The organism is Streptomyces sp. 840.1 (genome assembly GCF_003751445.1).
Taxonomy (GTDB): Bacteria; Actinomycetota; Actinomycetes; order Streptomycetales; family Streptomycetaceae; genus Streptomyces.
The window spans coordinates 1849479-1875775 of the sequence record NZ_RJUU01000001.1 but is presented as its reverse complement, the minus strand read 5'-3'; the positions used below and the strand labels follow the sequence as shown (position 1 = coordinate 1875775).

The window sequence follows — 26297 nt, the reverse complement described above, 5'->3', positions numbered from 1 at the left end:
CGGCGCTTGAGGACGGAACCCCGCGCTCCGGGGCGCGGCGCCATATGGGCGAATGGCCCCGTTCCGACCGGGCGGCAACCAGTTCGTAACCCCGAACACCTGTCGCGCTACGCGCGTTGACTCTAGGCTGCGGCACGCAGTCTCCAGACTCGTCACCACTCTCGAACCTCCGCTGAACTCACAAGGGGACCGATGTCAGCGACACCACAGAAGAACCGCGCATCCCGGCGGGTGCTCGCCGCCGCGGCCGGGCTCGCCACCGTCGGAGCGCTCGTCGCGGCCATGCCGGCCGGCGCGCAGGAGCGCGGGCACGGGCACGGCAAGGACCACGGCCATCACGCGCCGGACCGGACCGTCGACGTACAACTGCTGTCCTTCAACGACCTGCACGGCAACCTGGAGCCACCGGCCGGCTCGGCCGGTACGGTCAGCGAGAAGCAGGCCGACGGCACGGTGAAGGCCGTCCCGGCCGGCGGCGTCGAGTACCTCGCCTCCTCGCTGCGTACCGCGCGCAAGGGCCACCCGTACTCGATCACCGCGGCCGGCGGCGACATGGTGGGTGCGAGCCCGCTGCTGTCGGGGCTCTTCCACGACGAGCCGACCATCGAGGCGCTCAACAAGATCGACCTCGACGTGACGAGCGTCGGCAACCACGAGTTCGACGAGGGCGCCACCGAGCTGGCCCGCCTCCAGAACGGCGGCTGCCACCCGGTCGAGGGGTGTTACGAGAAGGGCAAGAAGTTCAAGGGCGCCGACTTCCCGTACCTCGCCGCCAACGTGACGAGCGAGAAGACCGGCAAGCCGATCCTCAAGCCGTACACGGTGTGGAAGAAGAACGGCGTCAAGATCGGCTTCATCGGCGTGACCCTGGAGGGCACCCCGAACATCGTGACCGCCAACGGCGTCAAGGGCCTGAAGTTCCACGACGAGATCGAGACGGTCAACAAGTACGCCAAGGAGCTGGACCGGCAGGGCGTCAAGTCCATCGTCGCCCTGATCCACGAGGGAGGCCTGCCCGCCTCGTCGTCGTACAACTACGACTGCGACAGCCCGGCCGCCGGTGACGGCATCTCCGGGCCGATCACCGACATCGCCAAGGGCATTTCGCCGAAGGTCGACGCGCTGGTGACGGGCCACACCCACCAGGCGTACGTGTGCACCATCCCCGACCCGGCGGGCAACCCGCGCCTGGTCACCTCGGCCTCGTCGTTCGGCAAGCTGTACACGGACACGACGCTCACCTACGACCGTCGCACCGGCGACATCGTGCGCACGGCGGTGAAGGGCAGCGGGACGAAGGGCTCGAAGCCGTCGAAGCACCACCCGCACCCCGCGCCCGCGAACCCGGTCTCCGCGAACCACATCGTCGACCGGGACCAGGCACCGGCCACCGACATGACGGCCCTCATCGCGCGCTGGAACACCCTCGCGGCGCCGATCGCGAACCGGCCGCAGGGCTACATCTCGGCAGACATCAACGGCCGCGGCTCCACGGCCCCGGAGAAGCCGCTCGGCAACCTGATCGCCGACGCGCAGCTGGAGGGCCTGGCCCCGGCGGACAAGGGCGGGGCGGTCGTCGCGTTCATGAACCCGGGCGGTATCCGCGCCGACCTCGTCTACAAGGCGACGGGCAGCGAGGGCGACGGCGTCGTGACGTACGGCGAGTCGTTCACCGTGCAGCCGTTCACCAACATGATGAACGTCCTCGACCTGACCGGTGCGCAGCTCGTCAGCGCACTGAAGCAGCAGGTCAGCGGTGCGAACGAGGCCAGCCCGAAGATCCTTCAGGTGTCGAAGGGCCTCACGTACACGCTGGACATGACGAAGTCGGGCGCGGACCGGGTGGTCGCCGACACGATTCTGCTGAACGGCGAGGCGATCGACCCCGCCAAGACGTACCGCGTCGCGATGAACGAGTTCCTGGCGGGCGGCGGCGACGGCTTCGCGGCGCTCGGCCAGGGCACCAACAAGCTGGTCGGCGCCTCCGACCTGGACCTGTTCAACGCCTACCTGGCCGCGCACTCCACGGCCGCCGCGCCGCTGGCCCCGCCGGCGACGGACCGGATCACGGTCGTTCAGTAGGGCGTACGCACGCGGCACGGATGCGGGGGCGGTGGGCGGGAGAGCCTGCCGCCCCCGCATCCGTGCTCGCGTCCTGCCGTCTCAGCACAGCGCTGCGGCGAGTTCACGCCAGGCGGCGCGGGCGAAGTGACTGCGGTCGGCGGTGACTACCTGGAGCGCGATGTGGTCGGCGCCCGCCTTCGTGTGCTCGGTGATCCGGGCGGCGATCTCGTCGGGCGTCCCGCAGGCGAACAGGGCGTCGACCAGCCGGTCGCTGCCGCCGTCGGCCAGATCGCCGGAGTCGAAGCCGATGCGCAGCCAGGCCTCCCGGTAGTTGGCGAGCCTCAGGTACGGGGCGAGCATCGTCCGGGCCCGGGACCGGGCGGTCGCGGGGGCCGTGGTGAGGATGACGGTCTGTTGCGTGGCCAGCAGGGACGCGGTACCCAGCTCGGACCGGGCCCGCGCGGTGTGGGTGACGTCCACGAGGTACGGGTGCACTCCGACGGACCGGGCCGCGCCGAGGCGGGTCATCATGGGCCCGTGGGCGCCCACGATCCGTGCGGAGGCGGGCAGCGGAGGCGAGGCCGCGTCCAGCTCGTCCAGGAACCCGGCGAGTGCCGCGTAGGGGCGCCGGTAGCGGTCGACGCACTCGGCGTGGCTGACGCCGAGTCCGACCAGCAGCCGGGCCCGCTGGTGCTCGGGCAGTGCGTGGTAGGCGGCGGCGAGTCGCGTAGCGGGCCGGTCCCAGATGGACACGCAGCCGGTCGCGACCGTGACCCGGTCGGTCGCGTCCAGCACGTCGGCGGCGGTGGCCAGGTCCCCGCTCGGGTTGCCGCCGGGGTCGCCGCCGAGCCAGAGCGTGCCGTACCCCAGGTCCTCCAGCTCCGCGGCAGCTTCCTTGGCTTCCCCGCGGTCCCCGTGCGTGAACGCCAGGCTCCATATCCCGATTGTTCCGAGCTTCATCAGCTGCTCCTCCTCTGTGGGAGCTCATTTCTAACCACGTGTCAGCAGCCTGCCGCAGTGCTTGAGTCACTCTGTCCGGAACCGGACCACCGGTGTCCGGATGCTCCGGAGACGGCCTCTTCCTGCCGTGGCGCGCACCCGACATAATCCATGGACCCGACTCGTACGCCAGTACCACGCTGACCCCCACACGGCACCCGGAGGCGTCCCCGCATGAGCCCGTACACAGCCAACCGCCGGAACTTCCTGGCCGGCGCACTGGCCGTCTCCGCCACCGCCGTCCTGGGCACGGCTCCCGCGCGCGCCTCGGCCCGCCGGGCCCTCACCACCCAGGACTGGATGAGTGGCATCGCGGACCCCACCGAGCTGCGGCGGCTCACCATTCCGGGCTCGCACGACTCCGGCGCCCGCTACGGCGGGCCCTGGACCGAGTGCCAGAACACCACGATCGCCGAGCAGCTGAACAGCGGGCTGCGCTTCCTCGACGTACGGTGCCGGATCACCGGCGGATCCTTCGCGATCCACCACGGGGCCTCGTTCCAGAACCTGATGTTCGGCGATGTGCTGGGCGCGTGCTGGGACTTCCTGGCCGAGCGGCCCACCGAGACCGTGCTGATGCGGGTCAAGCAGGAGTACTCGGAGGAGAGCGACGCGGCGTTCCGGGCGGTCTTCGACGACTACCTCGACAACAGGGGCTGGCGGCCGCTGTTCCACATCGATTCCGCCCTGCCCACGCTGGGCGGTGCGCGCGGCAAGGTCGTCCTGCTCGCGGACAACGGCGGTCTTCCCGGGGTGCGTTACGCAGATCCGACCCTCTTCGACATCCAGGACGACTACATGGCGGAGCCGTTCGCCAAGTACCCCAAGATCGAGGCCCAGTTCCGCAAGGCGGCCGGGCAGCCGGGCAAGTTCTACATGAACTACGTCTCGACCGCCGCCCTTCTCCCGGTCCGCTCCAACGCGGACCGGCTCAACCCGCAGGTCCAGTCGCTCCTCGACAGTTCGCAGGCATCCGGCTGGACCGGTCTCGGCATCGTCCCGCTGGACTTCCCGGCGACCCGGTCCGGGCTGGTGGAATCGCTGATCCGGCACAACCCGGCGGGCTGAGCCGTCATTCCGCATCACCGTGCGGCCCCCGGCGGGGCCGCCGGCCGGTTTGACGGCGTAGGCGCACGGCCGGGCCCGTAGAGGTCCAGGGCGTTGCCGGGATCGCGTGGTGGTGGGCGGCGACCTCGTACCACCGGCCCCACGCGTAGAGCCGGGGGCGGTCGTCCTCCGTGCGCACCGGGATGCCTGTCCGGCGGCGAACCCGAACCCGTATAACGGCGCTTCAGCGGCCCACCGCAGGCCGCGGCACCTCCAGCAGCCCGGCGATGTCTCTGCGCCGATCGGCCGAAAGCCCCGGCCGCCGCGGAATCCACCGCGGCGGCCGGGGCTCACCCGGCGAGGAGCACGCGACCCGTCAGGCGCAAGCCTTCGGCGGACTCGGGCGTCAGGAGGTCACGGTCTTCGTCTTCGTACAGTGGGACGCGACGCCGCCCTTTGTCAGGCAGGCCCAGATGACGTACTGATGGCCCTCGGGCAGGTTGCCGCTCTTCCACGCGGTGTAGGGCGAGTTGTGGCCGGAGGTGCTGACCACACGTTCGGCGATGCTGCCGTCGGGCGCGCTCAGGTGGGCGACGACGCCGTATCCGTCGGCGGTGGCATCGAAGGCGCCGAGGGTGTCCCCCGTCACGCCACAGCCGGGGTCCGCGCTCCACTGGGCGGAGCCGGCCCACTTGCCGGCGCTGTTGTAGACATCGACGGCCGGGTACCCGCAGATCTCGTCCGCCGCGGCGGAAGCCGAACCGGATGCCGCGGTGGCGAGGCCCCCGGCCATCACGAGACTGGTCAGCGCGACGCCTGCCTTACGAGCAATACGCATGATTACCCCCCTGAACACCGCCAGAATCTCTGGCGGCGGCACTCAGTATGGAATGCGGAGGCGGGGCAGAGCAACGATCTTTCCGGCGGCGGGAACAGGGCCGGACAGGACCCCGCGGTGATCCCGTCGACGCCTTCACGCAGAAGGTCTGCGTGCCCGTTGTGGCGGCCGTACCCCAGAAGCCCGTGCACCATCACCATCCGCAGTGACACCTCTTCGCCCCAGCGTGGCTGATACCAGGCCTAGGGCGTGTTTTGAAGGTAGCGTCGTCCGCCCGGAGGGCGGGCCGGCGGCGTCTGGTGCGTGCGATCGCAAGGCGCGGACATGGTCTCGTAGCGGAGCTACTAGCCTTGTCGTAGGCCTTCTGCGTTTCGGTAGCGGCCTTCTCGAGCGCCTCCACCGTCGGCTTGACCTGCGTCCGCGTCCCTACGTCCGTGGCGCGTCCGGCGGCGGCTGCGGTGCTCCCGGCAGCCGGATCACCGCTTCCGTCCCGCCGCCCGTGGCCGGGAGCAGGGCGATCTCGCCGCCCGCCTGCTGGACCGTACGCGCGACGATCGAGAGGCCCAGGCCCGAGCCGGGGAGCTGGCGGGCGGACGGGGAGCGCCAGAAGCGCTCGAAGACGTGCGGGAGTTCGTCGGCGGGGATGCCGGGGCCGCGGTCCCGCACCGTCAGCTCGCCCCGGTGCAGGACGACGTCGATCGTGCCGCGCTGCGGGCTGAACTTCACGGCGTTGTCCAGGACGTTGACGACCGCCCGCTCCAGGGCCGCCGGTTCGGCCCGTACGTACCAGGGGGCCAGCTCCGCCGTGATCGTCAGCTCGGGGCCGCGCAGCCGGGCGCGTTCCAGGGCGGTGCGGGTGATGTCGTGCAGGGCCACCACCTGGAGCGGTCCCGGCTGGGCTGCGTCCGGGCGGGCCAGTTCCTGGAGGTCACCGATGAGCGAGGCCAGCTCGGTCATCTGGGCCTTGACCGAGGACATCAGCGCCTTGCGGTCGTCCGGCGGGATCGCGCGGCCCGTCTCGTCGCTGCGGGCGAGCAGCTCCACGTTCGTACGCAGGGAGGTGAGCGGGGTGCGCAGCTCGTGGCCCGCGTCCGCGATCAGCTGGGCCTGGCGGTCCCGGGAGGTGGCGAGCGAGGCGGCCATCGAGTTGAACGACTCGGAGAGGCGCGCGATCTCGTCCTCGCCCTCGACCGGGATGCGGACGGTGAGGTCCTCGGTGCGCGCCACGTGCTCCACGGCCTCGGTCAGCTCGTCGACCGGGCGCAGTCCGGAGCGGGCGACCCAGAGACCGGCGGCGCCGGCTCCGATGACGCCGATGCCGGACACGAGAAGGAGGACCCAGGCGAGGGTGGAGAGGGGTTTGCCGGTCTCGCTCAGCGGGCGGGCGACGGAGACGCCGAGGTCGGTACGCGGCAGGCCGGACCCGAACACCGTGACCCGGTAGGTGAAGACACGCATCGTCACCCCGTCGGCATCGGTCTCCGTGTGCAGCGCCCCGCTCCCCTCGCGGTTGACCACCGCGAGGTCGGCCTCGGTCACCGGGAGTTTCGACGAGTCGGGGGCGAGGCAGACCGTTCCCTGGGCGTCGATGAGCTGGACGGTGAGCCCGGAGTAGGGACTGGGCTGAATCTGGGCGTTGCCCAGGCAGTAGTTGTACAGGTTGGTCAGATAGCGCTCGTCGATGTTGGAGTTGCGCAGCGTCGCATCCGCCTGGTGCTCCAGCTGCGCCCTCGTCACGAACCAGCACGCCGCCGCCACCGCAGCCACCGCCACGGCCACCGCTGTCGCGACGAGCAGCGCCAGCCGGGAGCGGAGCGGCAGGGCGCGGATCCGCCGGAGCGGGCCGGTCACGCCTCGCCCCCGCCCGCCCGCAGCGCGTACCCCACGCCCCGCACCGTGTGGACGAGGCGGGGTTCGCCGCCCGCCTCCGTCTTGCGGCGCAGGTACATCACGTACACGTCCAGCGAGTTGGAGCTCGGCTCGAAGTCGAAGCCCCAGACGGCCTTGAGGATCTGCTCGCGGGTCAGTACCTGGCGCGGGTGCGCGAGGAACATCTCCAGCAGGGTGAACTCGGTGCGGGTCAGCTCGACGAGGCGGGTGCCGCGGTGGACCTCGCGGGTCGCGAGGTCCATCCGGAGGTCGGCGAAGGCCAGCACGTTGTTGTCGGGGAGCTCGGCGCCCGAAGTGGCCGCGTACGAACTGCGGCGCAGCAGGGCCCGGATGCGGGCGAACAGCTCGTCCAGCTCGAAGGGCTTGACGAGGTAGTCGTCGGCGCCCGCGTCGAGCCCGGTGACCCGGTCCCCGACGGTGTCGCGGGCGGTGAGCATCAGGATGGGCGTGGTGGTGCCGGTGGCCCGGATGCGGCGGGCGGCGGTCAGCCCGTCCATCCGGGGCATCTGGATGTCGAGGACGATGAGGTCGGGGGCGTACGACTCCGCCTTGGTGAGGGCGTCGAGACCGTCGACGGCGACCTCGGTGCCGTACCCCTCGAACGCGAGACTGCGTTGCAGGGCCTCGCGCACGGCGGGCTCGTCGTCGACGATCAGGATGCGCTGCGGATCGTCTTCGGCGGGGCTCATCGCTGCTTCGTCCTCTTCTCATCCGTACGGGGCCGGGCGCTGGCGTCCAGCTTCTCAGCCTCGCACGGTCCAGGTGCTGAGGCTCGGGTCAGGAGCTGTCGCCGGCCCGCAGGGTGTCCAGGTCGGCCTTGAGGGTGTTGACCGGGATGGCGAAGCCGAGGCCGACGCTGCCCGCGGCGGAGCTGTCCGAGCCTGCGGCGGAACTCGCCGAGTACATCGCGGAGTTGATGCCGATGATCTCGCCGTTCATGTTGATCAGCGCACCGCCGGAGTTGCCCGGGTTGAGTGAGGCGTCGGTCTGCAGGGCCTTGTACGTGGTGGTCGAGTCGCCGGTGTCGCCGTTGAACTGCTTGCCGCCGAACTCGAACGGCCACTGCTGTCCGTCACCCTGACCGCCCTGCCCCTGGCCCTGCCCCTGGCTCTGGCCCTGCCCGCTGTCGCCCTCCTTGGCGACCGTGACGTCCCGGTCGAGCGCGGAGACGATGCCGCTGGTAACGGTGCCGGTGAGGCCCTCGGGCGAGCCGATGGCGACGACCTGGTCGCCGACGGCGACCTTGGAGGAGTCGCCGAGCGTGGCCGTCTTCAGCCCGCTCGCGCCCTGGAGCTTGATCAGCGCGAGATCCTTGTCGGGGTCGGTCCCGACGACGTCGGCGGTGTACGTCTTGCCGGTGCTGAGCGTCACCTTGACCGAGGACGCGCCCGCGACGACGTGGTTGTTGGTGACGATCTCGCCGCCGGACGTGATGATCACGCCGGAGCCGGTGGACTGGCCCGCGTTCGAGGACGCGCTGATCTCGACGATCGTCGGTGACAGGGCCGCCGCCACACCGGAGACGGTGCCCTTGCTGCTCTGCGAGACGGTGGTGCCCGGGATGATGCCGCTGCCGGTGCTGTTCGTGCCGTGGTCGGTGAGCTGCCCGATCACGGTGGCCGTGCCGCCGCCGACGATCGCCGCCGCGATGGCCACCGCCGCGAGGAGCGCGACCGGGCGGCGGGCCCGGCGCCGGGGAGCGGACGACTCGGGCGCCGGCTGCTGCTCGGGGGCCGGCCACACGGGGTCACCGCCGGCCGGGCCCGCCGACTGCGCGGGCTGGTATGACGGCGGCGGCGGGTAGGCCGCGTCGCCGTTGCCGTACGAGGGGTACATCGGGTACTCGCCGCTCGGGCGCTGGCTCTCTGTCATGTCTAGAAGAGTGTCCAGCGAAGATGAGAGGAGCGTGAGTACGCCCTGAGAAGCCCGGCAGAACCTCGTATGCCCGATATAAAGGCCCCTCGTGTGCGCCCTCGGCCCCGCCGGCGGGGCTGTTCCGCCGCTACTTGCCGGAGCCGGTGTGGTAGCCGATCGGGTCGACGAAGACGTCGGGGGAGCCGGCGGAGGACGGGACCGTGATCGTCAGGCCGTCGAGGTTCGCGATGGCCGAGACCTTCTCGTTGGGCGGGGTGACGGAGAGCCGGGTGTAGGTCTTGCCGGAACCGTCGGTGGCCGGGATGTAACGCAGCAGGAAGCGGGTCTCCTCGCCGGGCGCGATGGTGACGGTGGACGCCTCGGCGTCGGTGCGGGCGGCCTCCGGGCCGGTGTCGCCCAGTCCGTCGGGACCCACGAGTTCGACGCCCGGGAAGCCGTGCATGCTGCACTTGCCGGAGCCGGTGTTCTTCAGGTTGACGACCAGCTGGTTCTTGACCCCTGCGGAGGCGGTGCTGAACGCGAGATCGTCGGTCCGGCACATGGCGGCCGATGCCGAGGTCTCGGTGCCGAGGCCGGTGTCCTTGCCGGAGCCGGAGCCTGTGGAGGCGTTGGACTTGGACTTGGACTCGGACGAGGAGGACGGCCCCGAGGCTGAGCTCTCGTCCTCGGTGGAGTCGCTCGCGTTGCCGGAGCCGGCGTCCTGACCGCCGGTGGAGCTGCTCGCCGAGGTGGACGTGCTGCTGTCGGCGGAAGCGCTCGATCCGTCGCTGCCGCCGCACGCGGTCAGCGAGAGGCCGGCGGCGGCGACGACGAGGGCGAGGGCCGAGATCTTCTTGACGCGCATGGGGACTCCCGGGAAGCAGTGGGGGGAACGCCCGTTCCGGCTGAGCGGGCGTTGTTGCTTCATAGGACATCTGTCGTCGGGCGGGCCGTTGCGGCCGGAGTTGGATCAAGACCCCGCTGTGACACGCGGGTCGACGCCCCGTTACGTGAAAGCGGAGGTAGGGGGACAGACCGAGCCCGCCCCCTGGACTTTTCAGCCGCGCCGGGCTGCCGGGGGCTCACCGCAGCCGCAGGAGCGCCGCACCACCAGCGCCGAGGGGAACTGCTTCAGCCGCTCCCGCCGTGAGCCCGACACCCGGAGCGAGTCGTCGAGGACCAGGTCCACGGCCGCCCGTGCCATCGCCGGGCGGTCCGAGAAGACCGTGGTCAGCGGCGGATCGGTGAGCCCGGCCTCCTTCACGTCGTCGAAGCCCGCCACCGCCAGCTCGCCCGGCACGTCGATCCGCAGCTCGCGCGCGGCCCGCAGCACCCCGATGGCCTGGTCGTCCGTCGCGCAGAAGATCGCCGGGGGACGGTCCGGGCCCGCGAGGAGCTCCAGCGCCACCCGGTAGGCGTCGTACCGGTTGTACGGGGCCTGGAAGAGGCGGCCCTCGGTCGAGCGGCCGGACTCGTGCATCGCCCGGCGCCAGCCCTCGACGTGGTCGGCCACCGGGTCACCGACCGCCGGGGTCGACTCCACGCCGCCCAGGCACGCCACGTACTCGTTGCCGTGCTCCAGCAGGTGGCGGGTGGCGAGCTGGGCGCCGCCGACGTCGTCCGTGACGACCGCGACGTCGTCGATCGCCTCGGGCCGCTCGTGCAGCAGCACGACCCGGGCGTCCCAGGCCTCTATCTCCGCGGCGGCCCGCTCGCTGGGGCCCTGGCTGACCAGGATCAGCCCGGAGACCCGCATGCCGAGGAAGGCCCGCAGGTAGTGGACCTCGCGCTCGTCGCGGTAGTCGGAGTTGCCGACGAGCACCATTTTCCCGCGCTCGGCGGCAGCCTGTTCGACCGCGTGCGCCATCTCCGCGAAGAACGGCTGCCGCGCGTCCGGCACGATCATCCCTATGAGGTCGGTCCGTCGCGAGGCCATGGCCTGGGCGACCCGGTCGGGCCGGTAGCCCAGCTCCTTGATCGCGGCGAGTACCCGCTCGCGCGTGGCCGGGGCGACCGGCCTGGGTCCGTTGTTGATGACGTAGCTGACGACCGCGGTCGACGTCCCCGCCAGTCTCGCCACATCGTCCCGCGTCACCTTGGCCACGCGCGGCAGTCTACGCGGATCGACCTACCTCTTGGCAGGCCGGACCGGGGCTTCTTCCGGAACCTCGACGGCCTCCGACTGCTCCGAACGGGTGAGGGTTTCGGCGGCCGCCTTCGCGGCTGCGGCCTTGGCCTCCTCCGCCGCGGCCCGCTCCACCTTCTCGGGTGCGACGAAGCGGTAGCCGACGTTGCGGACGGTGCCGATCAGCGACTCGTGCTCGGGGCCGAGCTTGGCGCGCAGCCGCCGGACGTGTACGTCGACCGTCCGCGTGCCGCCGAAGTAGTCGTAGCCCCAGACCTCCTGGAGCAGCTGGGCCCGGGTGAAGACCCGGCCCGGGTGCTGCGCCAGGTACTTGATCAGTTCGAATTCCTTGAACGTCAGGTCCAGGACCCGGCCCTTGAGCTTGGCGCTGTACGTCGCCTCGTCGATGGACAGGTCGCCGTTGCGGATCTCCATCGGGGAGTCGTCGGAGGTGATCTGCTGCCGGCCGGTGGCCAGTCGCAGCCGCGCCTCGACCTCGGCGGGTCCCGCCGTGTCCAGCAGGACGTCGTCGATCCCCCAGTCCGCGGTGACGGCCGCGAGACCGCCCTCCGTGACGACGAGGATCAGCGGACAGCCGGGTCCGGTGGACCGCAGCAGCTGACAGAGCGAGCGCACCTGGGGCAGGTCGCGCCGTCCGTCGATGAGGATGACGTCGGCACCGGGGGTGTCGACGAGAGCGGGGCCTTCGGCGGGCGCCACCCGCACGCTGTGGAGCAGGAGACCGAGGGCGGGGAGCACCTCCGTCGACGGTTGAAGGGCATTCGTCAGGAGCAGCAGTGAACTCATCGCCGCCCACCTGCCTGGGTCGTCGGTCGATGATCGTGCACGGTTGGCTCGCCCATTACGTCGGTCCTCCTCGTTCCCTGCGAGAGGGGCACTCCCGGGCCCGGCCCGGGGGAGTATGCGGCACTGCTTCGTACGCTTATTCGTGTTGTGCCGTACAACGTTTCGTCATACGGGTTTTACGGGTACGGCCCCGCGCCCAGGGCCGCTGAGCTTGTTGAAACGTCTCCGTAACAACGCGCGGAAAGCACAAAAGGACCCGGGGGCTGCATTGCCCGGATCCTCTTCCCAGCAGAATAGCCCACATGAGTTCTGTGTCCGAGGGGCGATTTCGGAGTTCCTCTGTTCCCTTGATCACGCGCCGGCCGTCACGAGCGACATTGCGGGCGGATGACGGCGTGCCGATCGAGGCGGTGTACGACCCGTGTACGGCGGATGACGGCGCACTCGCGGGTGCGGACGACACCGGCACGGCGATCGTCGTCGCGCACGGATTCACCGGTTCGGCCGACCGCCCTGCGGTGCGGCGCGCCGTGGAGGTGTTCTCCCAGCGTGCGGCCGTGATCACGTTCTCGTTCCGGGGGCACGGCGGCTCCGGCGGACGGTCCACGGTGGGCGACCGCGAGGTGCTGGACCTGGCGGCCGCGGTGGCCTGGGCGCGGTCGCTCGGGCACCGGCGGGTCGTTACGGTCGGGTTCTCGATGGGCGGTTCCGTGGTGCTCCGGCACGGGGCGCTGTATACGGATCCGGCGGCGGAGCGCGAGGGCGTCCGGCCCGTTCCGGTGCGCGGGGGGCGCACGGAAGCGCGTTTGGGGGCGTACGCCGATGCGGTGGTGTCCGTGAGCTCCCCGGCGCGCTGGTACTACCGGGGTACGGCTCCGATGCGTCGTCTGCACTGGGTGGTCACCCGGCCCGCCGGCCGGCTCGTCGGGCGGTACGGCTTCCGGACCCGGATCGACCGCAACGACTGGGACCCGGTCCCGCTCTCGCCGGTCGCGGCGGTCCCGGCGATCGCCCCGGCCCCGTTGCTGATCGTGCACGGGGACAGGGACCCGTACTTCCCGCTCGACCACCCCCGGATGCTGGCCGACGCGGCGGACGGGGCCGCCGAACTGTGGCTGGAGCGCGGGATGGGGCACGCGGAGAACGCGTCGGACGCTGCCCTGCTCGGCCGCATCGCAGACTGGGCGGCGGACCGGTGACCCGGGTGCACGATGATGGACAGCCGAGCGTGAGCCGACGCGAGACGAGAGGAGCCGCCGCCATGCCTGCGGGAACGATCCGTTACTGGGCAGCCGCCAAGGCCGCTGCCGGAACGGCCGAGGAGCCGTACACCGCCGCGACGCTCAAGGAGGCGCTCGACGCGGCACGCGTGCGGCACCCCGGTGAGCTGACCCGAGTGCTGCAAAGGTGCTCGTTCCTCATAGACGGTGACCCCGTCGGGACCCGGAGCCATGAGACCGTACGCCTTGCCGAGGGCGGCACGGTCGAGGTGCTCCCGCCGTTCGCAGGAGGGTGAACCGCAGAACATGAGCAGCAGCGATCAGCAGCATCCGTACCCGGACCAGCCGCAGCGCCCGTACGGCCAGGAGCCGCAGCCGTACGGCCAGGAGCCGCAGCAGTACGGGAACCAGCCGTACGCGGACCAGGGCTACCCGGACCCCGCGTACGCGCAGTACGGGCAGCAGGCCCCCTACGCGGGCGAGGGCGCCCCGTACGCGCCGCAGGCGCCGCAGGGCACGTACGAGCCGCCACAGGCCGCCCCGCAGCCGTACGCGTCCGCCCAACCGACGCACCAGGCCGTACAGCTTCCGTACGAGCCCCAGCAGGCCCCTCAGCCCTACGAGCCTCAGCAGGCTCCTCAGCCGCACGAGCCCCAGCAGCCCTACCAAGCTCAGCAGCCCTACCAAGCTCAGCAGCCCTACCAGGCTCAGCAGCCCTACCAGGCTCAGCAGACCGGGGGCGGCTGGCAGGCCGGGGAGCAGGGTGTCGCGCAGACCTGGGAGGGCCAGACCTGGGACACCCAGTACCAGCCCACCCTCCGCCCGGCGCAGCAGCCCGCACACCCCGTACAGCCGGTGCAGCCCGCAGAGCCGGTGCAGTCCGCCTCCGGCGCCTATCCGCTGCCGCCGGAGGTCCGGACGGCTCCGGCCGCTCCGGCCGCTCCCGAGCCCGCGGGCGCCGCGCCGGACGAGGACGGCTACAGCTCGCCCACCACGCTGGGCAACAGCCGGATCACCGACGCCCAGCGCGCCCGCGCCGAGGGCCGTTCGCCGATCATCGCGCCGGGGATGCAGCCCGCCGCGATCACCGCGGGGCTCGGGCTGCTGCTCGCGCTCGCCGCGGCCATCGGCTCGTACGCCCTGGTCGTCCCGCTGGTGCTGCTCCAGGCGGTGACCGCCGCCGGGTGGTTCCGGCTCAACGGCATGTGGCCGGCCAGGCAGGGCATCGCGCTCGCGTTCGCCGGCGGGCTCGTCGCCGATGTGGTGCTGCTGGCCGCCGGCCGGGAGAACGGTCCGGCCGCGATCCTCGGCACACTCGGCGTCTGGGTGCTGCTCACCGTCGTCCTCCAGCTGCGCAGCCGGGCGGGCGCCGACGAGCGGATGCAGGGGCTGATGGCGACCGTCGCCTCGGCCGCGCTCGCGGTCCTGGCCGCCGGGCACCTCGCGGCGGTCCCGGACGCGGTGACGGCCGGCGGGGTCGCCGTCGCCGTCGCGGTGCTCGTACGGGCGCTTCCGCTGCCGGGGCCGGTCTCCGTGGTGGCGGCGCTGGTCGTCGCCTCGGCCGCCGGTGGTGCGGCGGGGGCCGTCACCGACCTGGGGGCCAAGGGCGCGCTGCTCGGCCTCGCCGCCGGTGGCTGTGCGCTGATCGGGCTGCGGGTGGCCAGCTACGACTACCCCTCACGGTTCGTGCACATGACCGCCGGAGTGGCTCTGCCGCTCACCGCGGCCGCGCCCGCCGTGTATCTGATCGGCCGCGCGATCTCGTAGCCGGTCGCCCGCGACACGTCACTCGTGACCGTCGCGCCTCACGCGTCACAGAGATGCCGAAGCCCTCCACGGGGAACCGATGGGGGGCTTTCTCTCGTCGATCACCCGGAGCGTGATGTGCGGCCGCAGTAGGCTCACGGGCGCCGAGGGGTCCGAACGGATGCGGGTGGGGGAGGACAAGGCATGCGTGCACTGCGCATACTGCTGGTCATCGTGGTGGTCCTGGCCGGTGTGTTCATCGCCGTCGACCGCGCGGCGGTGTACTTCGCCGAGTCCCAGGCCGCCGAGCGGGTGCAGGTGCCCGGGGCGGAGATCGGTTCCACGGACGTCTCGATCAAGGGCTTCCCGTTCCTGACGCAGCTCGCCGGGTCGGAGCTCGACGAGGTGGACGTGAAGATCACCGGCCTGGAGACCAGCGCGAACGGCCGCACGCTCCGGATCAGCGAGATGAACGCCGACCTGCACCAGGTCCGGCTGACCGACGGCTTCTCCGGCGCCGTCGCCGCACGGGCGGGCGGAACGGCCGTGGTGTCGTACGCGGACCTCACGAAGGCGGCCAGCGCGGACGTCGCCGTCGAGTACGGCGGCAACGGCAAGGTGAAGGTGACCGGCGCGGTCGAGGTCCCCGGCCTGGGCCGCGAGATCTCGCGCTCCGTCCTGTCCACCGTCACCCTGGTCGACGGCCACACCGTGCGGGTGCACGCGGACAAGGTGCCGGGCGAGGGCATTCCCGGCCTCGAGGGCCTGGTGCGCAAGAAGACCGACTTCGAGCGCGAGGTCGGCGGACTGCCCAAGGGGCTGAAGCTGGAGAAGATCCAGCCGACCGCCGCAGGCCTGGAGATCTCGGTGACCGGCACCGACGTATCGCTCGCCTGATCGCTGGCCTGATCACCCGCCTGTTGACACCCGCCTGTTGACACCCGCCGGACAGCCCCCGCCACCGTCGGGCGCGTCCCGCGGCGTCCGGAAGCCGTGCGCCACATACTGAGACGGCCGTGTCCGTTCCGCAGATGTCCGACGTGCGCGGCGCTCCGGGGAGCGGCCGCGAGGAAGGCCCGACCCCTCTCCAGTCTCATTTAATGGACGATCGCGTCTCAATGGGCGACACGACGGTGACATGTCCGCCCGTACGTCCCTACGATCGGTCCCATGCAGTGCTCTATTAGCGGTCTCCCGCAGCGGGGACGGGCGGATCTCACGAAGCGGCGGGCAGTGGACCTGTGCCGCGTCGCCGCCATGCTCTGTCGCACTGTCTGAGCGGGACCTCGACTCCCGCATTCCCGGCCCTCCGACCACGCGTCGGGGCCATCTGATGCCTCTGTGCACGTGCCGAACCCGCGCCCCGTACATCCGCATCACGCACCAATTCGCATCATCTCGCCGCAGACTGCCCCGGAGGAGAACACAATGAGCCGCAGTGACGTCCTGGTAGACGCCGACTGGGTCGAGGCCCACATCGACGACCCGAAGGTTGCCATCGTCGAGGTCGACGAGGACACCGCCGCGTACGAGAAGAACCACATCAAGAACGCGATCCGGATCGACTGGACCAAGGACCTCCAGGACCCGGTCCGCCGCGACTTCATCGACCAGGCGGGCTTCGAGGAGCTGCTGTCCGGCAAGGGCATCGGCAACGACACCACGGTCGTCCTGTACGGCGGCAACAACAACTGGTTCGCGTCCTACGCGTTCTGGTACTTCAAGCTCTACGGCCACAGCGACGTCCGCCTGCTCGACGGGGGCCGCAAGAAGTGGGAGCTCGACTCCCGCGACCTGGTCGACGGCGACCAGATCCCGTCCCGCCCGGCCACCCAGTACAAGGCCCAGCCGCAGGACGAGTCGATCCGCGCCTACCGCGACGACGTCGTGAAGGCGATCGGCACCCAGAACCTGGTCGACGTGCGCTCGCCCGACGAGTTCAGCGGCAAGCTGCTCGCCCCGGCCCACCTCCCGCAGGAGCAGTCGCAGCGCCCCGGCCACGTGCCGAGCGCCCGCAACATCCCGTGGTCGAAGAACGCCAACGACGACGGCACCTTCAAGTCGGACGACGAGCTGAAGGCCCTCTACGAGGCCGAGCAGGTCGACCTGGCGAAGGACACCATCGCGTACTGCCGCATCGGTGAGCGCTCCGCGCTCACCTGGTTCGTGCTGCACCAGCTCCTCGGCCAGGAGAACGTCAAGAACTACGACGGCTCGTGGACCGAGTACGGCTCCCTCGTGGGCGTGCCGATCGAGCTCGGCGCCAACAAGTAACTCCGCACCATCCGGACCAGCACGCCCCTCGACCAGAAGGACAGAACGCCATGTGTGGAGCAAAGGCCGGCGGCCCCGACGCTTCGACGATCAAGCCCGGTGAGACCACGATCCAGGGCAGCGTGACCCGCGACGGCGAGCCCGTCACCGGCTACGTCCGCCTGCTGGACTCGACCGGTGAGTTCACCGCGGAGGTCCCGACGTCCGCGACCGGGCAGTTCCGCTTCTACGCGGCCGAGGGCACCTGGACGCTGCGCGCGCTCGTTCCGGGCGGCAGCGCCGACCGCACGGTCGTGGCACAGACGGGCGGTCTGTCCGAGGTGGCCATCGCGGTCTAGCACGAGGCACGAAGACCGGCCGGAGGGCCGTACCCCAGGGGGTTGGACGCCCTACTGAACCGGGGTACGGCCCTTCGTGCCGTCCGGGCGGAGGAGCCCGCCGCCCAGGACCGGCTGGGCGGACGAATCAGGCCTACGCTGGACTTATGTACGCCCGACGCCGTCGCGCTTATTTTCTGATGATGGGCGGATGTCTCGTCCTCTTCATCTCGTCCTGGGCCTTCGTGCGGCTCTGGTCGATTCCCGCAGCCATCAGCATGTGCGTGATCGCCATGGTCATCCCGCCCGTCGCGGCGATCGTGGCCAACCGGAAGGGTCCGGAGGACCGTTGGTGGGACGACCCGCCCCCGGACCCCCGGCAGCGGACGGTCGAGGAGCACCCGGCGCAGCGGCCGGGCAAGGAGCGCCCCCGGCAGCAGGCAGGCAAGGGGCGCCCCACCGGCGATCCGGAGTCGGACGAGTGGTGGGACGAGCTCGACGGCAAGAAGCGCCGCCGGTGAGCGGGCGGCTCCGTCAGTAGACGAGCGCCTGCACCCCGTCGGCCATGATCTCGCTGACGAAGACCTGGGCCCCGGCGATCCGTACCCCGTCCAGGACGTCCTGCTCGGTGATGTCGCGGCGGGCCGCGCACTGCGTGCAGAGCGTGATCAGGCCGCCCGCCTGGATCGACTCGATCAGGTCCGGCAGTGGCGCCGAGTGCGGCAGCTCGAACTCGGCGGCCCGCCCCGGCAGGGCGAACCACGCGGACTCCCCGGTCAGCCAGAGCGAGACCTCCACGCCGCTGGCGACGGCGACCGCGGCCACCGTGAACGCCTGCGAGCAGCGCTCGGCGGAGTCGGCACCTGCGGTCACCTTGATCACGAGCTTCTTCGGCATATGCGGAACTGTAATCCTCGGGCGCCCGGCGGGCACCGCCCCCGCCGGGCGCCCTCCCGCAGCCGGGCCCGGCGTACCCGGCCATGGAGCCGAAGCCCTTCGGTGCCGCGCGTTCCCCTCCACCGGACGGTGATCCCGCGGAACCGGCTGCTGGGCCGAGCCGCCCCGCGGCAAGCCCCGAACCGACGGGCCGGGCCTCCACCCATTAGGCTGGGACCCGGCCCGTACTGCTGCCATACCGCTCGTTCAAGGAGCTCCCGTGCTTGAGGCATTCTTCACCACCCTGCTGGTCCTGGTCTGTGTCGGCACCCTCGCCTTCGCCGGTCTGACCGTGAAGAAGCTGTACCAGGGTCAGCGCTGACCCCTCAGCTCCACGCGCGCCCTCCCTGTTCCCCCGCCTCACAGATCGTCTGAGCCGCTCATGATCGAGATTCCGTCCGACCTCCACCCGGACCTCGTCCCGCTGGCATTCCTCCTGGGCAACTGGGCGGGCGCGGGTGTGTCCGACTTCCCCGGCGCCGAGAAGTGCAACTTCGGCCAGGAAGTGACCTTCAGCCACGACGGCCGGGACTTCCTGGAGTACGTCTCGCACAGCTGGGTGCTCGACGCCGAGGGCGAGAAGGTCCGGCCGCTGGAGTCCGAGTCCGGCTACTGGCGCATCGACAAGGACCGCAAGGTCGAGGTCGTGATGGTCCGCGACCAGGGCGTCATCGAGATCTGGTACGGCGAGCTGGCCCACCAGAAGCCGCAGATCGACCTGGTCACCGACGCGGTGGCCCGCACCGCGGCCTCCGGCCCGTACAACGGTGGCAAGCGGCTCTACGGCTACGTGAAGAGCGACCTGATGTGGGTCGGCGAGAAGTCCACGCCCGAGGTGGAGCTGCGGCCGTACATGTCGGCGCACCTCAAGAAGGTCGTCACGCCCGAGGAGGTCGCCGCGATGGCGAAGAGCCTGGGCGACCTGCCGGACGACGGGATCGCGTTCTTCAAGTAGCCGGTCGCGTGCCGTCCCGCATTCCGCTGGGGACGGCACCCGGACAGGACCTAGACTGGGGCCTGTGGTGAGCACCGACTGGAAGACCGATCTTCGGCAGCGTGGTTACCGGCTGACGCCGCAGCGGCAGCTTGTCCTGGAAGCCGTCGACGCGCTGGAGCACGCGACGCCCGACGACATCCTCTCCGAGGTGCGCCGGACCGCTTCCGGCGTGAACATCTCGACCGTCTACCGGACCCTGGAGCTCCTGGAGGAGCTCGGTCTGGTCAGCCACGCCCATCTGGGCCACGGGGCACCGACGTACCACCTGGCCGACCGCCACCACCACATCCACCTGGTCTGCCGGGACTGCGGAGACGTCATCGAGGCCGATGTCGGCGTCGTCGCGGAGTTCACCGAGAAGCTGCGCGGCACCTTCGGGTTCGAGACGGACATGAAGCACTTCGCGATCTTCGGCCGCTGCGCGGACTGTGCGGCGAAGGCGGCCGGGCAGCCCGCCGATCCGGCCTGAGCGGTCCGCGAATCCGGCCCGGGGCGCCTGAGGGCTGTCCCGTAATCCCCGGCGGGCGCACGCGAAAGACCCTAGGGCCTCTCGTTTGGATCATGCCGGGCTCGCGGTGTCCGGCACGCACATCTGCGGCGTTGTCGTCGGTCGCCAATGCTCCGCATTCACTCCCTCCTCCGCCTTGCAGCCGCACGCACCGGACACCGCTCCCTGATCCGGCCTGATCCAAACGAAAGACCCTAGTCGTACGCTGGTCGCATGAAGAGCCCCCTGCTGTCCCTGCCCGGTGCCGTCCCCGCCGAGGGCCGCGACGAAGGCGTCGCCGCGCACTACGGTGACCTGTTCCGCGAGCAGCGTGCCCTCGCCGACGGCTCCGGCCTCGTCGACCTCTCGCACCGCGGTGTCGTCACCGTCACCGGAAGCGACCGGCTGGCGTGGCTGCACCTCCTGATCACCCAGCACGTCACCGATCTCGCGCCGGGCCAGGCCGCCGACTCCCTGATCCTCACGGCGAACGGGCACATCGAGCACGCCATGTACCTCGTCGACGACGGCGAGACCCTGTGGATGCACGTCGAGCCGGGCACCCAGGGCGAGCTCATCGCCTATCTGGAGTCGATGAAGTTCTTCTACCGCGTCGAGGTCGCCGACCGCACCGAGGACTTCGCGGTCGTGTACCTGCCGGCCGGTTCCATCGCCCCGGCGCCGGAGGGTGCCGCCGTACGGGAGACGCCGTACGGCCGCGACCTGTTCCTGCCGCGCGCCGGCCTGGAGGCGTACGCGGCGCAGCACGGCCCGGCCGCCGGGGTGCTGGCCTACGAGGCGCTGCGCGTCGAGGGCCACCGCCCCCGGCTCGGTTTCGAGACCGACCACCGCACCATCCCGCACGAGCTGGGCCTGATCGGCAGCGCGGTCCACCTCCAGAAGGGCTGCTACCGGGGCCAGGAGACCGTGGCCCGGGTGCAGAACCTGGGCAAGCCGCCCCGTCGCCTGGTCTTCCTGCACCTGGACGGCAGCGAGGTGACGCTCCCCGGGCACGGCACCCCGATCCGGCTCGCGGCGGACGGGGCCGAGGGCCGTCAGCTCGGCTTCATCACCAGCTCCGCCCGCCACCACGAGCTGGGGCCGATCGCCCTGGCCCTGGTGAAGCGGAACGTGCCGGTGGACGCGGAGCTGCTGGCCGGCGAGAACACGGCCGCCGCCCAGGAGACGGTCGTCGAGCCGTAGGGCCCTAGCCCCCGCCGCCCGGTCAGACGTGGCCAAGCCCCGGTCAGACGTCGACGACGAGGGTGAACGGGCCGTGGTTGGTGAGCGAGACCCGCATGTCCGCCCCGAACCGGCCCGTCTCCACCCGTGCTCCCAGCGCCCGCAGCCGCGCCACCACCTCGTCGACCAGCGGCTCGGCGATGTCGCCGGGCGCTGCGGCGTTCCAGGTGGGCCGGCGGCCCTTGCGGGCGTCCCCGTAGAGAGTGAACTGCGAAATCACCAGAAGCGGCGCATTCACGTCGGAGCAGGACTTCTCGCCCTCCAGGATGCGGACCGACCAGAGCTTCCGGGCGAGCTGTGCCGCCTTCTCCGGGGTGTCCCCATGGGTGACTCCGACCAGCACACACAGGCCCTCGCCGATGATTTCGCCGACCACCGCGGGTCCGCCGCCCTCGCCGTCGGTGTCGGCCACCGTGACGCTCGCGCCGTTCACCCTCTGTATCACTGCACGCATACAGACCAACCTATCTTGGGCTGAACGGGTACAGAGCACCTCCACCGGCACCCTCCAGGTGGCACGATGCTCGGAGGCGGTGCGCCGACGCACCGGTCGAGGGGATGGACACAAGCATGAGCACCCATGGAACCGGGCACTCCCCGGGCACCGTGCCGGTCACGCGTGCCGGCGTCAACAGCAGTGCGGCTGCGAGCACGAGCACCATGCGCCCGCCTGTGCAGCGGACCGGGCAGGGCTCCGACGAGGGTCCGGCCGCACCCCCGCCCGAACTGGGCGCCCTGCGGCTGCCGGAGCTGCGCACCCTGCGCCGCGACTCGCAGCGCGACGAGGCCGACCTCAGCTATGTGCGGCGGCTGGTCCAGGGGCGCGTCGACATCCTGCGGGCCGAGCTGGCCCGGCGGCGGGACCCCGAGTCGCCGGTGGTGGACCGGCTCTCCGAGATCCTCGCGGACGCCCCGTCGCTGCACCGCTCCTCCGCCCGGCACGTGACGCTGAGCACCCCGCGCAGCGACGAGTACCGGCAGCTGGCGGCCGAGACGCTCGCGGAGGTCGAGCTGTCCGACCTCGACGCCCGGACGGACGAAGAGCTGCACGCCGCCATGGGGCGCCTGGTCCGCTACGAGCAGCAGGTCTCCCGGCGCCGCCACCGGCTCCAGCGCACCGCGGACGACTGCAGCGCGGAGATCGCCCGCAGGTACCGTGACGGGGAAGCACAAGTAGACGACCTGCTCGCCTGAGGCAACCCCTCCGGGGGCGGGTCCCGCCCGTCCCCGGAAGGCCACCATGACCTCCAGCGCAGCCCCGTCCGCCCGGCCCGACGCCATACCCGGCCCGCCCGCCCCACCGGTACTGGCCGAGATCGTGCGGTCCGGTTTCATCGAGGGCCACCATCGCGGATCGCTGGTCGTCCTGGCCGCCGACGGCAGCGTGGAGCTGGCCCTGGGCGATCCGGCGGCACCGGTCTTCCCCCGGTCGTCGAACAAGCCGATGCAGGCGGCGGCCGTGCTGCGGGCCGGGCTCGACCTGTCGGGGGAGCGGCTGGCGCTGGCCGCCGCGAGCCACTCGGGCGAGGGCTTCCACCTCGATCTCGTACGCAAGATGCTCGCCGAGCACGGCCTGTCGCCCGACGACCTGCAGACCCCGCCCGACCTTCCGCTGGACCCGGTCGAGGCGGAGGCGTACCTCGCCGCCGGCCACGTCCGGGAGCGGATCACCATGAACTGCTCGGGCAAGCACGCGGCGATGCTCGCGGTGTGCCTGCGCAACGGCTGGGACCCGGCCGGCTACCTCGACCCGGCGCACCCGCTCCAGCTCCTCGTCCACCGGGTCGTCGAGGAGGCGGCGGGCGAACCGGTCGCCTCGGTCGGCACGGACGGCTGCGGGGCGCCGCTGATGGCGATCTCGCTGGTGGGCCTCGCGCGGGCGTTCCGTACGTTCGTCACGGCGGCACCGGGTACGGCGGAGCGCCGGGTGGCGGACGCGATGCGGGCGCACCCCGAGTACGTGGCGGGCACCCGCCGCCCCGACACCTGGCTGATGCGCGAGCTGCCCGGCACGCTGTCCAAGATGGGTGCGGAGGCGGTCCAGGCGGTGGCCCTCGCGGACGGCAGGGCACTGGCCTTCAAGATCGACGACGGCTCGACCCGGGCGCTGGGCCCGGTCCTGGCCCGAGCGCTCGGCCTGCTCGGGGTGGACGCCCCGGTGGTCTCGCGGATCGGCCGGGCCCCGCTGCTGGGCGGCGCGGCCGAGGTGGGGGAGATCCGGGCGGCGTTCTGACCCGGCGCGGTACGGGGCGGGCGGGAGCCGGCCCCGTACCGCGCGGGCGTCCCGTGCACCGGAAATGCGGGCGACAACCCGAACAGCCGTGTCTAGCGTGGAGCGTATGAACAGCCTTGAGGTCCGTCCCGTCACCGAGTCCGAGTTCGCCGACTGGCTGCGGGCCCTGAACACCGGATTCCTGCGCGCGCCGACCCCGTCGGACGAGGAGGTGGCAGGGAGGCTGCCCCATATGGATCTGCCGCGCGTCCAGGGGGTGTTCGACGCCGGGAGGTGTGTGGCGACGTTCCGTTCGTTCGCGCAGGAGCTGACGGTCGTCGGCGGCGCGACGGTGCCGGCCGACGCGATCACCAACGTGACCGTCACGCCCACCCACCGCCGCCGGGGGCTGCTCACCCGGATGATGGCGAACGACCTGGCGGCGGCCAGGGAGCGCGGCGATGTGGCCGCCACCCTGATCGCCGCCGAGTACCCGATCTACGGGCGGTACGGCTTCGGCCCCGCCGCCTGGACCACCGAGTGGGAGATCGACGTCCCCCGGGCGGGCCTGGACCCCCGGCTGTCCGGCGCGTCCGCAGGGGACGGCGGCCGGATCGACCTGGTGGACGGCGCCGAGGTGCGCAAGCTCGGGCCGGCCCTCCACGACCGGCTGCGGGCCCTGCAGCACGGGGCGGTGAGCCGGGGCGACCGCTGGTGGGACCTGACGACCGGAAACGCGCTCTTCCCCAACGACCCCTGGACCGAGCCGTTCCAAGCCGTCCACCGCGATGCCGGGGGGACCGTGGACGGCCTCCTCGTCTACCGCGTCGATGACAACTGGGGCGATGCCAAGCAGCCGTTGAACCGGGCGACGGTACGCAGCATGATCGCGACGAACCCGGCGGCGGAGCGGGCGCTGTGGCACTTCCTCTGCTCGGTCGACTGGGTCACCACGATCCGCACCGGCCACCGCGCCCCCGACGACCTGCTCCCGCTGCTCCTCCCGGACCCGCGCGCGGCCCGCGTGGTGACGCACGCGGACTTCCTGTGGGTGCGCCTCCTGGACGCCGTACGCGCGCTGGAGGCCCGCACCTACGCGGTGCCCGGCTCACTGGTCCTGGACGTCCACGACGCCACCGGCCTGACCGCCGGCCGCTTCCAGCTGGACGCCTCCCCGTCCGGCGCCACCTGCGTCCCGACCACGCGCAGCGCCGACCTCGCGCTGGACGTGCGGGAGTTGGGGACGCTCTACCTCGGCGACGAGTCGGTCCTGCGGCTGGCGGCGCTGGGCCGGGTCGAGGAACTGACCCCGGGCGCGGCCGCGTTGGCCGACGGGGTGTTCCGGGCGGGGCGGCGGGCCTGGTGTCCGGACGTGTTCTGAGCCCCTGGAGCCGGGCGGCGCTTCGCGGTCACCGCGTCCGCACCCCGAACAGCACACCCGACAGCGCCGTCGCGGCCAGCAGGATGCCGCCGGCCCAGGTCAGCGCGATCCAGGGGGAGTTGCCCACCGGCTGGTCGAGCAGGAGGCCGCGCAGGGACTCGATGGCCGGGGTGACCGGCTGGTGCTCGGCGAAGCCGTGGAGCCAGGCCGGCATCGATTCGACCGGGACGAAGGCGCTGCTCGGGTAGGGCAGGAACATCATCAGGAAGGTGAACCCGCCGGCCGCCTCCGGGGTTCTGGCGAGCAGGCCGATCGCTGCTGACAGCCAGGACAGCGCGACGATGTACGCGATCAGGACGGCGAGGGCGAGGAGGACGCCGGTGAGCGTGGGGGTGGGGCGGAAGCCGATCAGCAGCGCGATGCCCAGGACCAGGGCGGTGGAGACCAGGTTGCGGGCCGTGCTCGCGGCGACGTGGCCGGCGAGGATCGGGGTGCCGCCGATGTCGAGGGTGCGGAAGCGGTCGATGATGCCGCCCTTCATGTCCTCGCTGACGGCGACCGCGGTGGTGGCGGAGCCGAAGCCGGCGCACAGGAGCAGCACGCCGGGGACGACGTAGGTCACGTAGGCGGTGTGCGGGATCCCGGTGTCGATCGCGCCGCCGAAGAAGTAGACGAAGATCAGCATCAGCATGACCGGCAGCACGAGCGAGGTGACCAGGGCGTCGGTGTTGCGTCTGCTGATGCGCAGTGAACGGCCGGTCATGGTGAGGGCGCGGGCGACGGGGGCGAGAGCCTCGGCCGGGGGCCGGGCGGTGCGGGTGATGGCGGGCGCTTCAGACATGGGCGGCCGATGCCTCCTTCGGCTTCGTCGCGGTCAGGGCCAGGAACACGTCGTCGAGCGTGGTGCTGTGCAGGGTGAACCGCTCGACCGCGTCGCGGCCCGGGTCCACCTCGTCGAGCAGTGCCCGCACCTGAGCCGCCGAGCCGTCCGTGGGGAGCCCGAGGGTGAGGGTGGCGGGTGAGTGGTGCACGGCGCGGTGGGTGAGCCGGAGGTAGCTCGCGCGGTCGGCCATGACCAGGTCCAGGCGGTGTCCGCCGACGCGTGACTTCAGCGAGTCAGCCGTGCCATCGGCGACCTTCCGGCCCCGGTCGAGTACGGCGATGCGGTCGGCCAGCCGGTCGGCCTCCTCCAGGTACTGGGTGGTGAGCAGGACCGTGGCGCCCTCGGCGGCGAGGTCGCGGACCACCTGCCAGAGCTCCTGGCGGCTGCGCGGGTCGAGGCCGGTCGTCGGCTCGTCCAGGAAGAAGACCTCCGGCTGCGGGCTGCCGACCAGACCGGCCGCCAGGTCGAGCCTGCGCCGCATGCCGCCGGAGTACGTGCGGACGGTGCGGCGGGCGGCCGAGGTGAGGCCGAAGCGTTCGAGGAGTTCGGCGGCCCGGTGGCGCGCGTCCGCCCGGGACCGGCCGGTGAGCCGGGCCATCATGCGCAGGTTCTCCTCGCCGGTCTGTGTCTCGTCGACGGCGGCGTACTGCCCGGTGAGGCTGATCGCGCGGCGTACCCGGCTCCGGTCGGCCACGACGTCGTACCCGGCTACGCGGGCCGTGCCGCTGTCGGCGGTGGTGAGCGTGGCCAGGACGCGCACGGCGGTGGTCTTGCCCGCGCCGTTCGGGCCGAGCAGGGCGAAGACGGTGGCGCGGTCGACGCGCAGGTCCACGCCGTCCAGGACGGGGGTCGCGCATCCTCCGTAGGACTTGGTCAGGCCGTGGGCCTCGATCATGGCGGCCGGGGCTGGTGGTGTGCGTGTGGTTGGTGGCATGGGTGCGCCTCTCCGTGCACTCTCTGCGTATGGCGTACGCGTTA

28 protein-coding genes and 1 pseudogene are annotated in these 26297 nt (G+C 71.7%); 16 read left to right on the top strand and 13 right to left on the bottom strand.

Annotated elements, in window-relative coordinates; all coding sequences use genetic code 11:
• Positions 1–192 precede the first annotated feature (192 nt).
• Positions 193–2082 carry a bifunctional UDP-sugar hydrolase/5'-nucleotidase gene (locus EDD93_RS08780; RefSeq protein WP_123524626.1) on the top strand — a complete coding sequence of 630 codons (1890 nt, stop codon included), beginning with the start codon at positions 193–195 and terminating at the stop codon, positions 2080–2082.
• Positions 2083–2163: 81 nt separating this feature from the next.
• Here EDD93_RS08780 and EDD93_RS08775 read toward each other — a convergent pair whose 3' ends face one another.
• Entirely contained in the window at positions 2164–3024 is an 861-nt protein-coding gene (locus EDD93_RS08775; protein ID WP_123524625.1) for a TIGR03620 family F420-dependent LLM class oxidoreductase, read from the bottom strand.
• Between the two features lie 213 nt (positions 3025–3237).
• Between EDD93_RS08775 and EDD93_RS08770 the strand changes: the two genes are divergently transcribed.
• A complete protein-coding gene (locus EDD93_RS08770) occupies positions 3238–4131 on the top strand; it encodes a phosphatidylinositol-specific phospholipase C (RefSeq protein WP_123524624.1) in 894 nt (297 codons plus the stop codon).
• Positions 4132–4516: 385 nt separating this feature from the next.
• On the opposite strand, the gene EDD93_RS08765 is transcribed toward EDD93_RS08770, so the two are convergent.
• The 8 genes and pseudogenes from EDD93_RS08765 to EDD93_RS08730 form a co-directional block, all read right to left on the bottom strand.
• Positions 4517–4948, bottom strand: a complete 432-nt coding sequence (locus EDD93_RS08765; RefSeq protein ID WP_148083844.1) for a hypothetical protein — start codon at positions 4946–4948, stop codon at positions 4517–4519.
• 122 nt (positions 4949–5070) lie between these two features.
• Positions 5071–5184: pseudogene (locus EDD93_RS40135) on the bottom strand (DUF664 domain-containing protein); the annotation flags it as partial.
• Positions 5185–5374: 190 nt separating this feature from the next.
• The gene (locus EDD93_RS08755; protein ID WP_123524622.1) at positions 5375–6799 is read right to left on the bottom strand and encodes a HAMP domain-containing sensor histidine kinase; all 1425 of its coding nucleotides are present in this window, start codon (positions 6797–6799) and stop codon (positions 5375–5377) included.
• Positions 6796–7527, bottom strand: coding sequence for a response regulator transcription factor (locus EDD93_RS08750; protein ID WP_123524621.1), 732 nt, complete (start codon positions 7525–7527; stop codon positions 6796–6798). The genes EDD93_RS08755 and EDD93_RS08750 overlap by 4 nt, the downstream gene beginning before the upstream one ends.
• A gap of 88 nt (positions 7528–7615) precedes the next feature.
• Entirely contained in the window at positions 7616–8710 is a 1095-nt protein-coding gene (locus tag EDD93_RS08745) for a S1C family serine protease (protein WP_123524620.1), read from the bottom strand.
• 130 nt (positions 8711–8840) lie between these two features.
• On the bottom strand, positions 8841–9557 hold the full coding sequence (locus EDD93_RS08740) for a DUF4232 domain-containing protein (protein WP_123524619.1): 717 nt from the start codon (positions 9555–9557) through the stop codon (positions 8841–8843).
• 192 nt (positions 9558–9749) lie between these two features.
• Entirely contained in the window at positions 9750–10796 is a 1047-nt protein-coding gene (locus EDD93_RS08735) for a LacI family DNA-binding transcriptional regulator (protein WP_123524618.1), read from the bottom strand.
• Positions 10797–10820: 24 nt separating this feature from the next.
• Positions 10821–11624 carry a response regulator transcription factor gene (locus EDD93_RS08730; protein WP_123524617.1) on the bottom strand — a complete coding sequence of 268 codons (804 nt, stop codon included), beginning with the start codon at positions 11622–11624 and terminating at the stop codon, positions 10821–10823.
• 302 nt (positions 11625–11926) lie between these two features.
• Between EDD93_RS08730 and EDD93_RS08725 the strand changes: the two genes are divergently transcribed.
• The 8 genes from EDD93_RS08725 (at position 11927) to EDD93_RS08695 (ending at position 17702) form a co-directional block, all read left to right on the top strand.
• Positions 11927–12823, top strand: coding sequence for a S9 family peptidase (locus EDD93_RS08725; protein ID WP_123524616.1), 897 nt, complete (start codon positions 11927–11929; stop codon positions 12821–12823).
• 62 nt (positions 12824–12885) lie between these two features.
• On the top strand, positions 12886–13140 hold the full coding sequence (locus EDD93_RS08720) for a MoaD/ThiS family protein (protein WP_123524615.1): 255 nt from the start codon (positions 12886–12888) through the stop codon (positions 13138–13140).
• 10 nt (positions 13141–13150) lie between these two features.
• Positions 13151–14611, top strand: coding sequence for a hypothetical protein (locus EDD93_RS08715; RefSeq protein ID WP_123524614.1), 1461 nt, complete (start codon positions 13151–13153; stop codon positions 14609–14611).
• 183 nt (positions 14612–14794) lie between these two features.
• Positions 14795–15487 (top strand): DUF2993 domain-containing protein, encoded by a 693-nt coding sequence (locus tag EDD93_RS08710; RefSeq protein WP_123524613.1) that lies wholly within the window; start codon positions 14795–14797, stop codon positions 15485–15487.
• 273 nt (positions 15488–15760) lie between these two features.
• Positions 15761–15868, top strand: coding sequence for a putative leader peptide (locus EDD93_RS40795; RefSeq protein WP_353962123.1), 108 nt, complete (start codon positions 15761–15763; stop codon positions 15866–15868).
• A gap of 150 nt (positions 15869–16018) precedes the next feature.
• Positions 16019–16864 (top strand): sulfurtransferase, encoded by an 846-nt coding sequence (locus tag EDD93_RS08705; RefSeq protein WP_123524612.1) that lies wholly within the window; start codon positions 16019–16021, stop codon positions 16862–16864.
• Positions 16865–16914: 50 nt separating this feature from the next.
• Positions 16915–17202, top strand: a complete 288-nt coding sequence (locus EDD93_RS08700) for a DUF1416 domain-containing protein (protein WP_018490348.1) — start codon at positions 16915–16917, stop codon at positions 17200–17202.
• A gap of 146 nt (positions 17203–17348) precedes the next feature.
• A complete protein-coding gene (locus tag EDD93_RS08695; protein ID WP_123524611.1) occupies positions 17349–17702 on the top strand; it encodes a DUF3099 domain-containing protein in 354 nt (117 codons plus the stop codon).
• 13 nt (positions 17703–17715) lie between these two features.
• Here EDD93_RS08695 and EDD93_RS08690 read toward each other — a convergent pair whose 3' ends face one another.
• Positions 17716–18078, bottom strand: coding sequence for a DsrE family protein (locus tag EDD93_RS08690; RefSeq protein ID WP_024489658.1), 363 nt, complete (start codon positions 18076–18078; stop codon positions 17716–17718).
• Between the two features lie 421 nt (positions 18079–18499).
• On the opposite strand from EDD93_RS08690, the gene EDD93_RS08680 reads away from it, so the two are divergent.
• The 3 genes from EDD93_RS08680 (at position 18500) to EDD93_RS08665 (ending at position 20804) form a co-directional block, all read left to right on the top strand.
• Complete coding sequence (locus EDD93_RS08680; protein WP_123524610.1) at positions 18500–19072, top strand: FABP family protein; 573 nt, start codon at positions 18500–18502, stop codon at positions 19070–19072.
• Between the two features lie 64 nt (positions 19073–19136).
• Positions 19137–19583, top strand: a complete 447-nt coding sequence (locus EDD93_RS08675) for a Fur family transcriptional regulator (RefSeq protein ID WP_123524609.1) — start codon at positions 19137–19139, stop codon at positions 19581–19583.
• Between the two features lie 252 nt (positions 19584–19835).
• Positions 19836–20804: a folate-binding protein YgfZ gene (locus EDD93_RS08665; protein WP_123524608.1), complete on the top strand. Its 969-nt coding sequence runs from the start codon at positions 19836–19838 to the stop codon at positions 20802–20804.
• Positions 20805–20847: 43 nt separating this feature from the next.
• On the opposite strand, the gene dtd is transcribed toward EDD93_RS08665, so the two are convergent.
• Positions 20848–21297: a D-aminoacyl-tRNA deacylase gene (gene dtd, locus EDD93_RS08660; protein WP_123524607.1), complete on the bottom strand. Its 450-nt coding sequence runs from the start codon at positions 21295–21297 to the stop codon at positions 20848–20850.
• A gap of 116 nt (positions 21298–21413) precedes the next feature.
• Between dtd and EDD93_RS08655 the strand changes: the two genes are divergently transcribed.
• The 3 genes from EDD93_RS08655 (at position 21414) to EDD93_RS08645 (ending at position 24436) form a co-directional block, all read left to right on the top strand.
• Positions 21414–22037 carry an ABC transporter substrate-binding protein gene (locus tag EDD93_RS08655; RefSeq protein ID WP_185092252.1) on the top strand — a complete coding sequence of 208 codons (624 nt, stop codon included), beginning with the start codon at positions 21414–21416 and terminating at the stop codon, positions 22035–22037.
• 46 nt (positions 22038–22083) lie between these two features.
• A complete protein-coding gene (locus EDD93_RS08650) occupies positions 22084–23076 on the top strand; it encodes an asparaginase (RefSeq protein ID WP_123524606.1) in 993 nt (330 codons plus the stop codon).
• A gap of 106 nt (positions 23077–23182) precedes the next feature.
• Positions 23183–24436, top strand: coding sequence for a GNAT family N-acetyltransferase (locus EDD93_RS08645; protein WP_123524605.1), 1254 nt, complete (start codon positions 23183–23185; stop codon positions 24434–24436).
• 28 nt (positions 24437–24464) lie between these two features.
• Here the strand turns inward: EDD93_RS08645 and EDD93_RS08640 are convergent, their stop codons facing one another.
• Together EDD93_RS08640 and EDD93_RS08635 are read right to left on the bottom strand one after the other, a co-directional pair.
• Positions 24465–25199: an ABC transporter permease gene (locus EDD93_RS08640; RefSeq protein WP_123527658.1), complete on the bottom strand. Its 735-nt coding sequence runs from the start codon at positions 25197–25199 to the stop codon at positions 24465–24467.
• Between the two features lie 70 nt (positions 25200–25269).
• Positions 25270–26253, bottom strand: a complete 984-nt coding sequence (locus tag EDD93_RS08635) for an ATP-binding cassette domain-containing protein (RefSeq protein WP_260255669.1) — start codon at positions 26251–26253, stop codon at positions 25270–25272.
• Positions 26254–26297 lie beyond the last annotated feature (44 nt).

What these genes read in the sequence shown, in the direction of transcription:
- EDD93_RS08780 (WP_123524626.1), top strand. Translation starts at nt 193, where the DNA reads ATGTCAGCGACACCACAGAAGAACCGCGCATCCCGGCGGGTGCTCGCC.
- EDD93_RS08775 (WP_123524625.1), bottom strand. Translation starts at nt 3,024, where the DNA reads ATGAAGCTCGGAACAATCGGGATATGGAGCCTGGCGTTCACGCACGGG.
- EDD93_RS08770 (WP_123524624.1), top strand. Translation starts at nt 3,238, where the DNA reads ATGAGCCCGTACACAGCCAACCGCCGGAACTTCCTGGCCGGCGCACTG.
- EDD93_RS08765 (WP_148083844.1), bottom strand. Translation starts at nt 4,948, where the DNA reads ATGCGTATTGCTCGTAAGGCAGGCGTCGCGCTGACCAGTCTCGTGATG.
- EDD93_RS08750 (WP_123524621.1), bottom strand. Translation starts at nt 7,527, where the DNA reads ATGAGCCCCGCCGAAGACGATCCGCAGCGCATCCTGATCGTCGACGAC.
- EDD93_RS08745 (WP_123524620.1), bottom strand. Translation starts at nt 8,710, where the DNA reads ATGACAGAGAGCCAGCGCCCGAGCGGCGAGTACCCGATGTACCCCTCG.
- EDD93_RS08740 (WP_123524619.1), bottom strand. Translation starts at nt 9,557, where the DNA reads ATGCGCGTCAAGAAGATCTCGGCCCTCGCCCTCGTCGTCGCCGCCGCC.
- EDD93_RS08730 (WP_123524617.1), bottom strand. Translation starts at nt 11,624, where the DNA reads ATGAGTTCACTGCTGCTCCTGACGAATGCCCTTCAACCGTCGACGGAG.
- EDD93_RS08725 (WP_123524616.1), top strand. Translation starts at nt 11,927, where the DNA reads ATGAGTTCTGTGTCCGAGGGGCGATTTCGGAGTTCCTCTGTTCCCTTG.
- EDD93_RS08720 (WP_123524615.1), top strand. Translation starts at nt 12,886, where the DNA reads ATGCCTGCGGGAACGATCCGTTACTGGGCAGCCGCCAAGGCCGCTGCC.
- EDD93_RS08715 (WP_123524614.1), top strand. Translation starts at nt 13,151, where the DNA reads ATGAGCAGCAGCGATCAGCAGCATCCGTACCCGGACCAGCCGCAGCGC.
- EDD93_RS08710 (WP_123524613.1), top strand. Translation starts at nt 14,795, where the DNA reads ATGCGTGCACTGCGCATACTGCTGGTCATCGTGGTGGTCCTGGCCGGT.
- EDD93_RS40795 (WP_353962123.1), top strand. Translation starts at nt 15,761, where the DNA reads ATGCAGTGCTCTATTAGCGGTCTCCCGCAGCGGGGACGGGCGGATCTC.
- EDD93_RS08705 (WP_123524612.1), top strand. Translation starts at nt 16,019, where the DNA reads ATGAGCCGCAGTGACGTCCTGGTAGACGCCGACTGGGTCGAGGCCCAC.
- EDD93_RS08700 (WP_018490348.1), top strand. Translation starts at nt 16,915, where the DNA reads ATGTGTGGAGCAAAGGCCGGCGGCCCCGACGCTTCGACGATCAAGCCC.
- EDD93_RS08695 (WP_123524611.1), top strand. Translation starts at nt 17,349, where the DNA reads ATGTACGCCCGACGCCGTCGCGCTTATTTTCTGATGATGGGCGGATGT.
- EDD93_RS08690 (WP_024489658.1), bottom strand. Translation starts at nt 18,078, where the DNA reads ATGCCGAAGAAGCTCGTGATCAAGGTGACCGCAGGTGCCGACTCCGCC.
- EDD93_RS08680 (WP_123524610.1), top strand. Translation starts at nt 18,500, where the DNA reads ATGATCGAGATTCCGTCCGACCTCCACCCGGACCTCGTCCCGCTGGCA.
- EDD93_RS08665 (WP_123524608.1), top strand. Translation starts at nt 19,836, where the DNA reads ATGAAGAGCCCCCTGCTGTCCCTGCCCGGTGCCGTCCCCGCCGAGGGC.
- dtd (WP_123524607.1), bottom strand. Translation starts at nt 21,297, where the DNA reads ATGCGTGCAGTGATACAGAGGGTGAACGGCGCGAGCGTCACGGTGGCC.
- EDD93_RS08655 (WP_185092252.1), top strand. Translation starts at nt 21,414, where the DNA reads ATGAGCACCCATGGAACCGGGCACTCCCCGGGCACCGTGCCGGTCACG.
- EDD93_RS08650 (WP_123524606.1), top strand. Translation starts at nt 22,084, where the DNA reads ATGACCTCCAGCGCAGCCCCGTCCGCCCGGCCCGACGCCATACCCGGC.
- EDD93_RS08645 (WP_123524605.1), top strand. Translation starts at nt 23,183, where the DNA reads ATGAACAGCCTTGAGGTCCGTCCCGTCACCGAGTCCGAGTTCGCCGAC.
- EDD93_RS08640 (WP_123527658.1), bottom strand. Translation starts at nt 25,199, where the DNA reads ATGACCGGCCGTTCACTGCGCATCAGCAGACGCAACACCGACGCCCTG.
- EDD93_RS08635 (WP_260255669.1), bottom strand. Translation starts at nt 26,253, where the DNA reads ATGCCACCAACCACACGCACACCACCAGCCCCGGCCGCCATGATCGAG.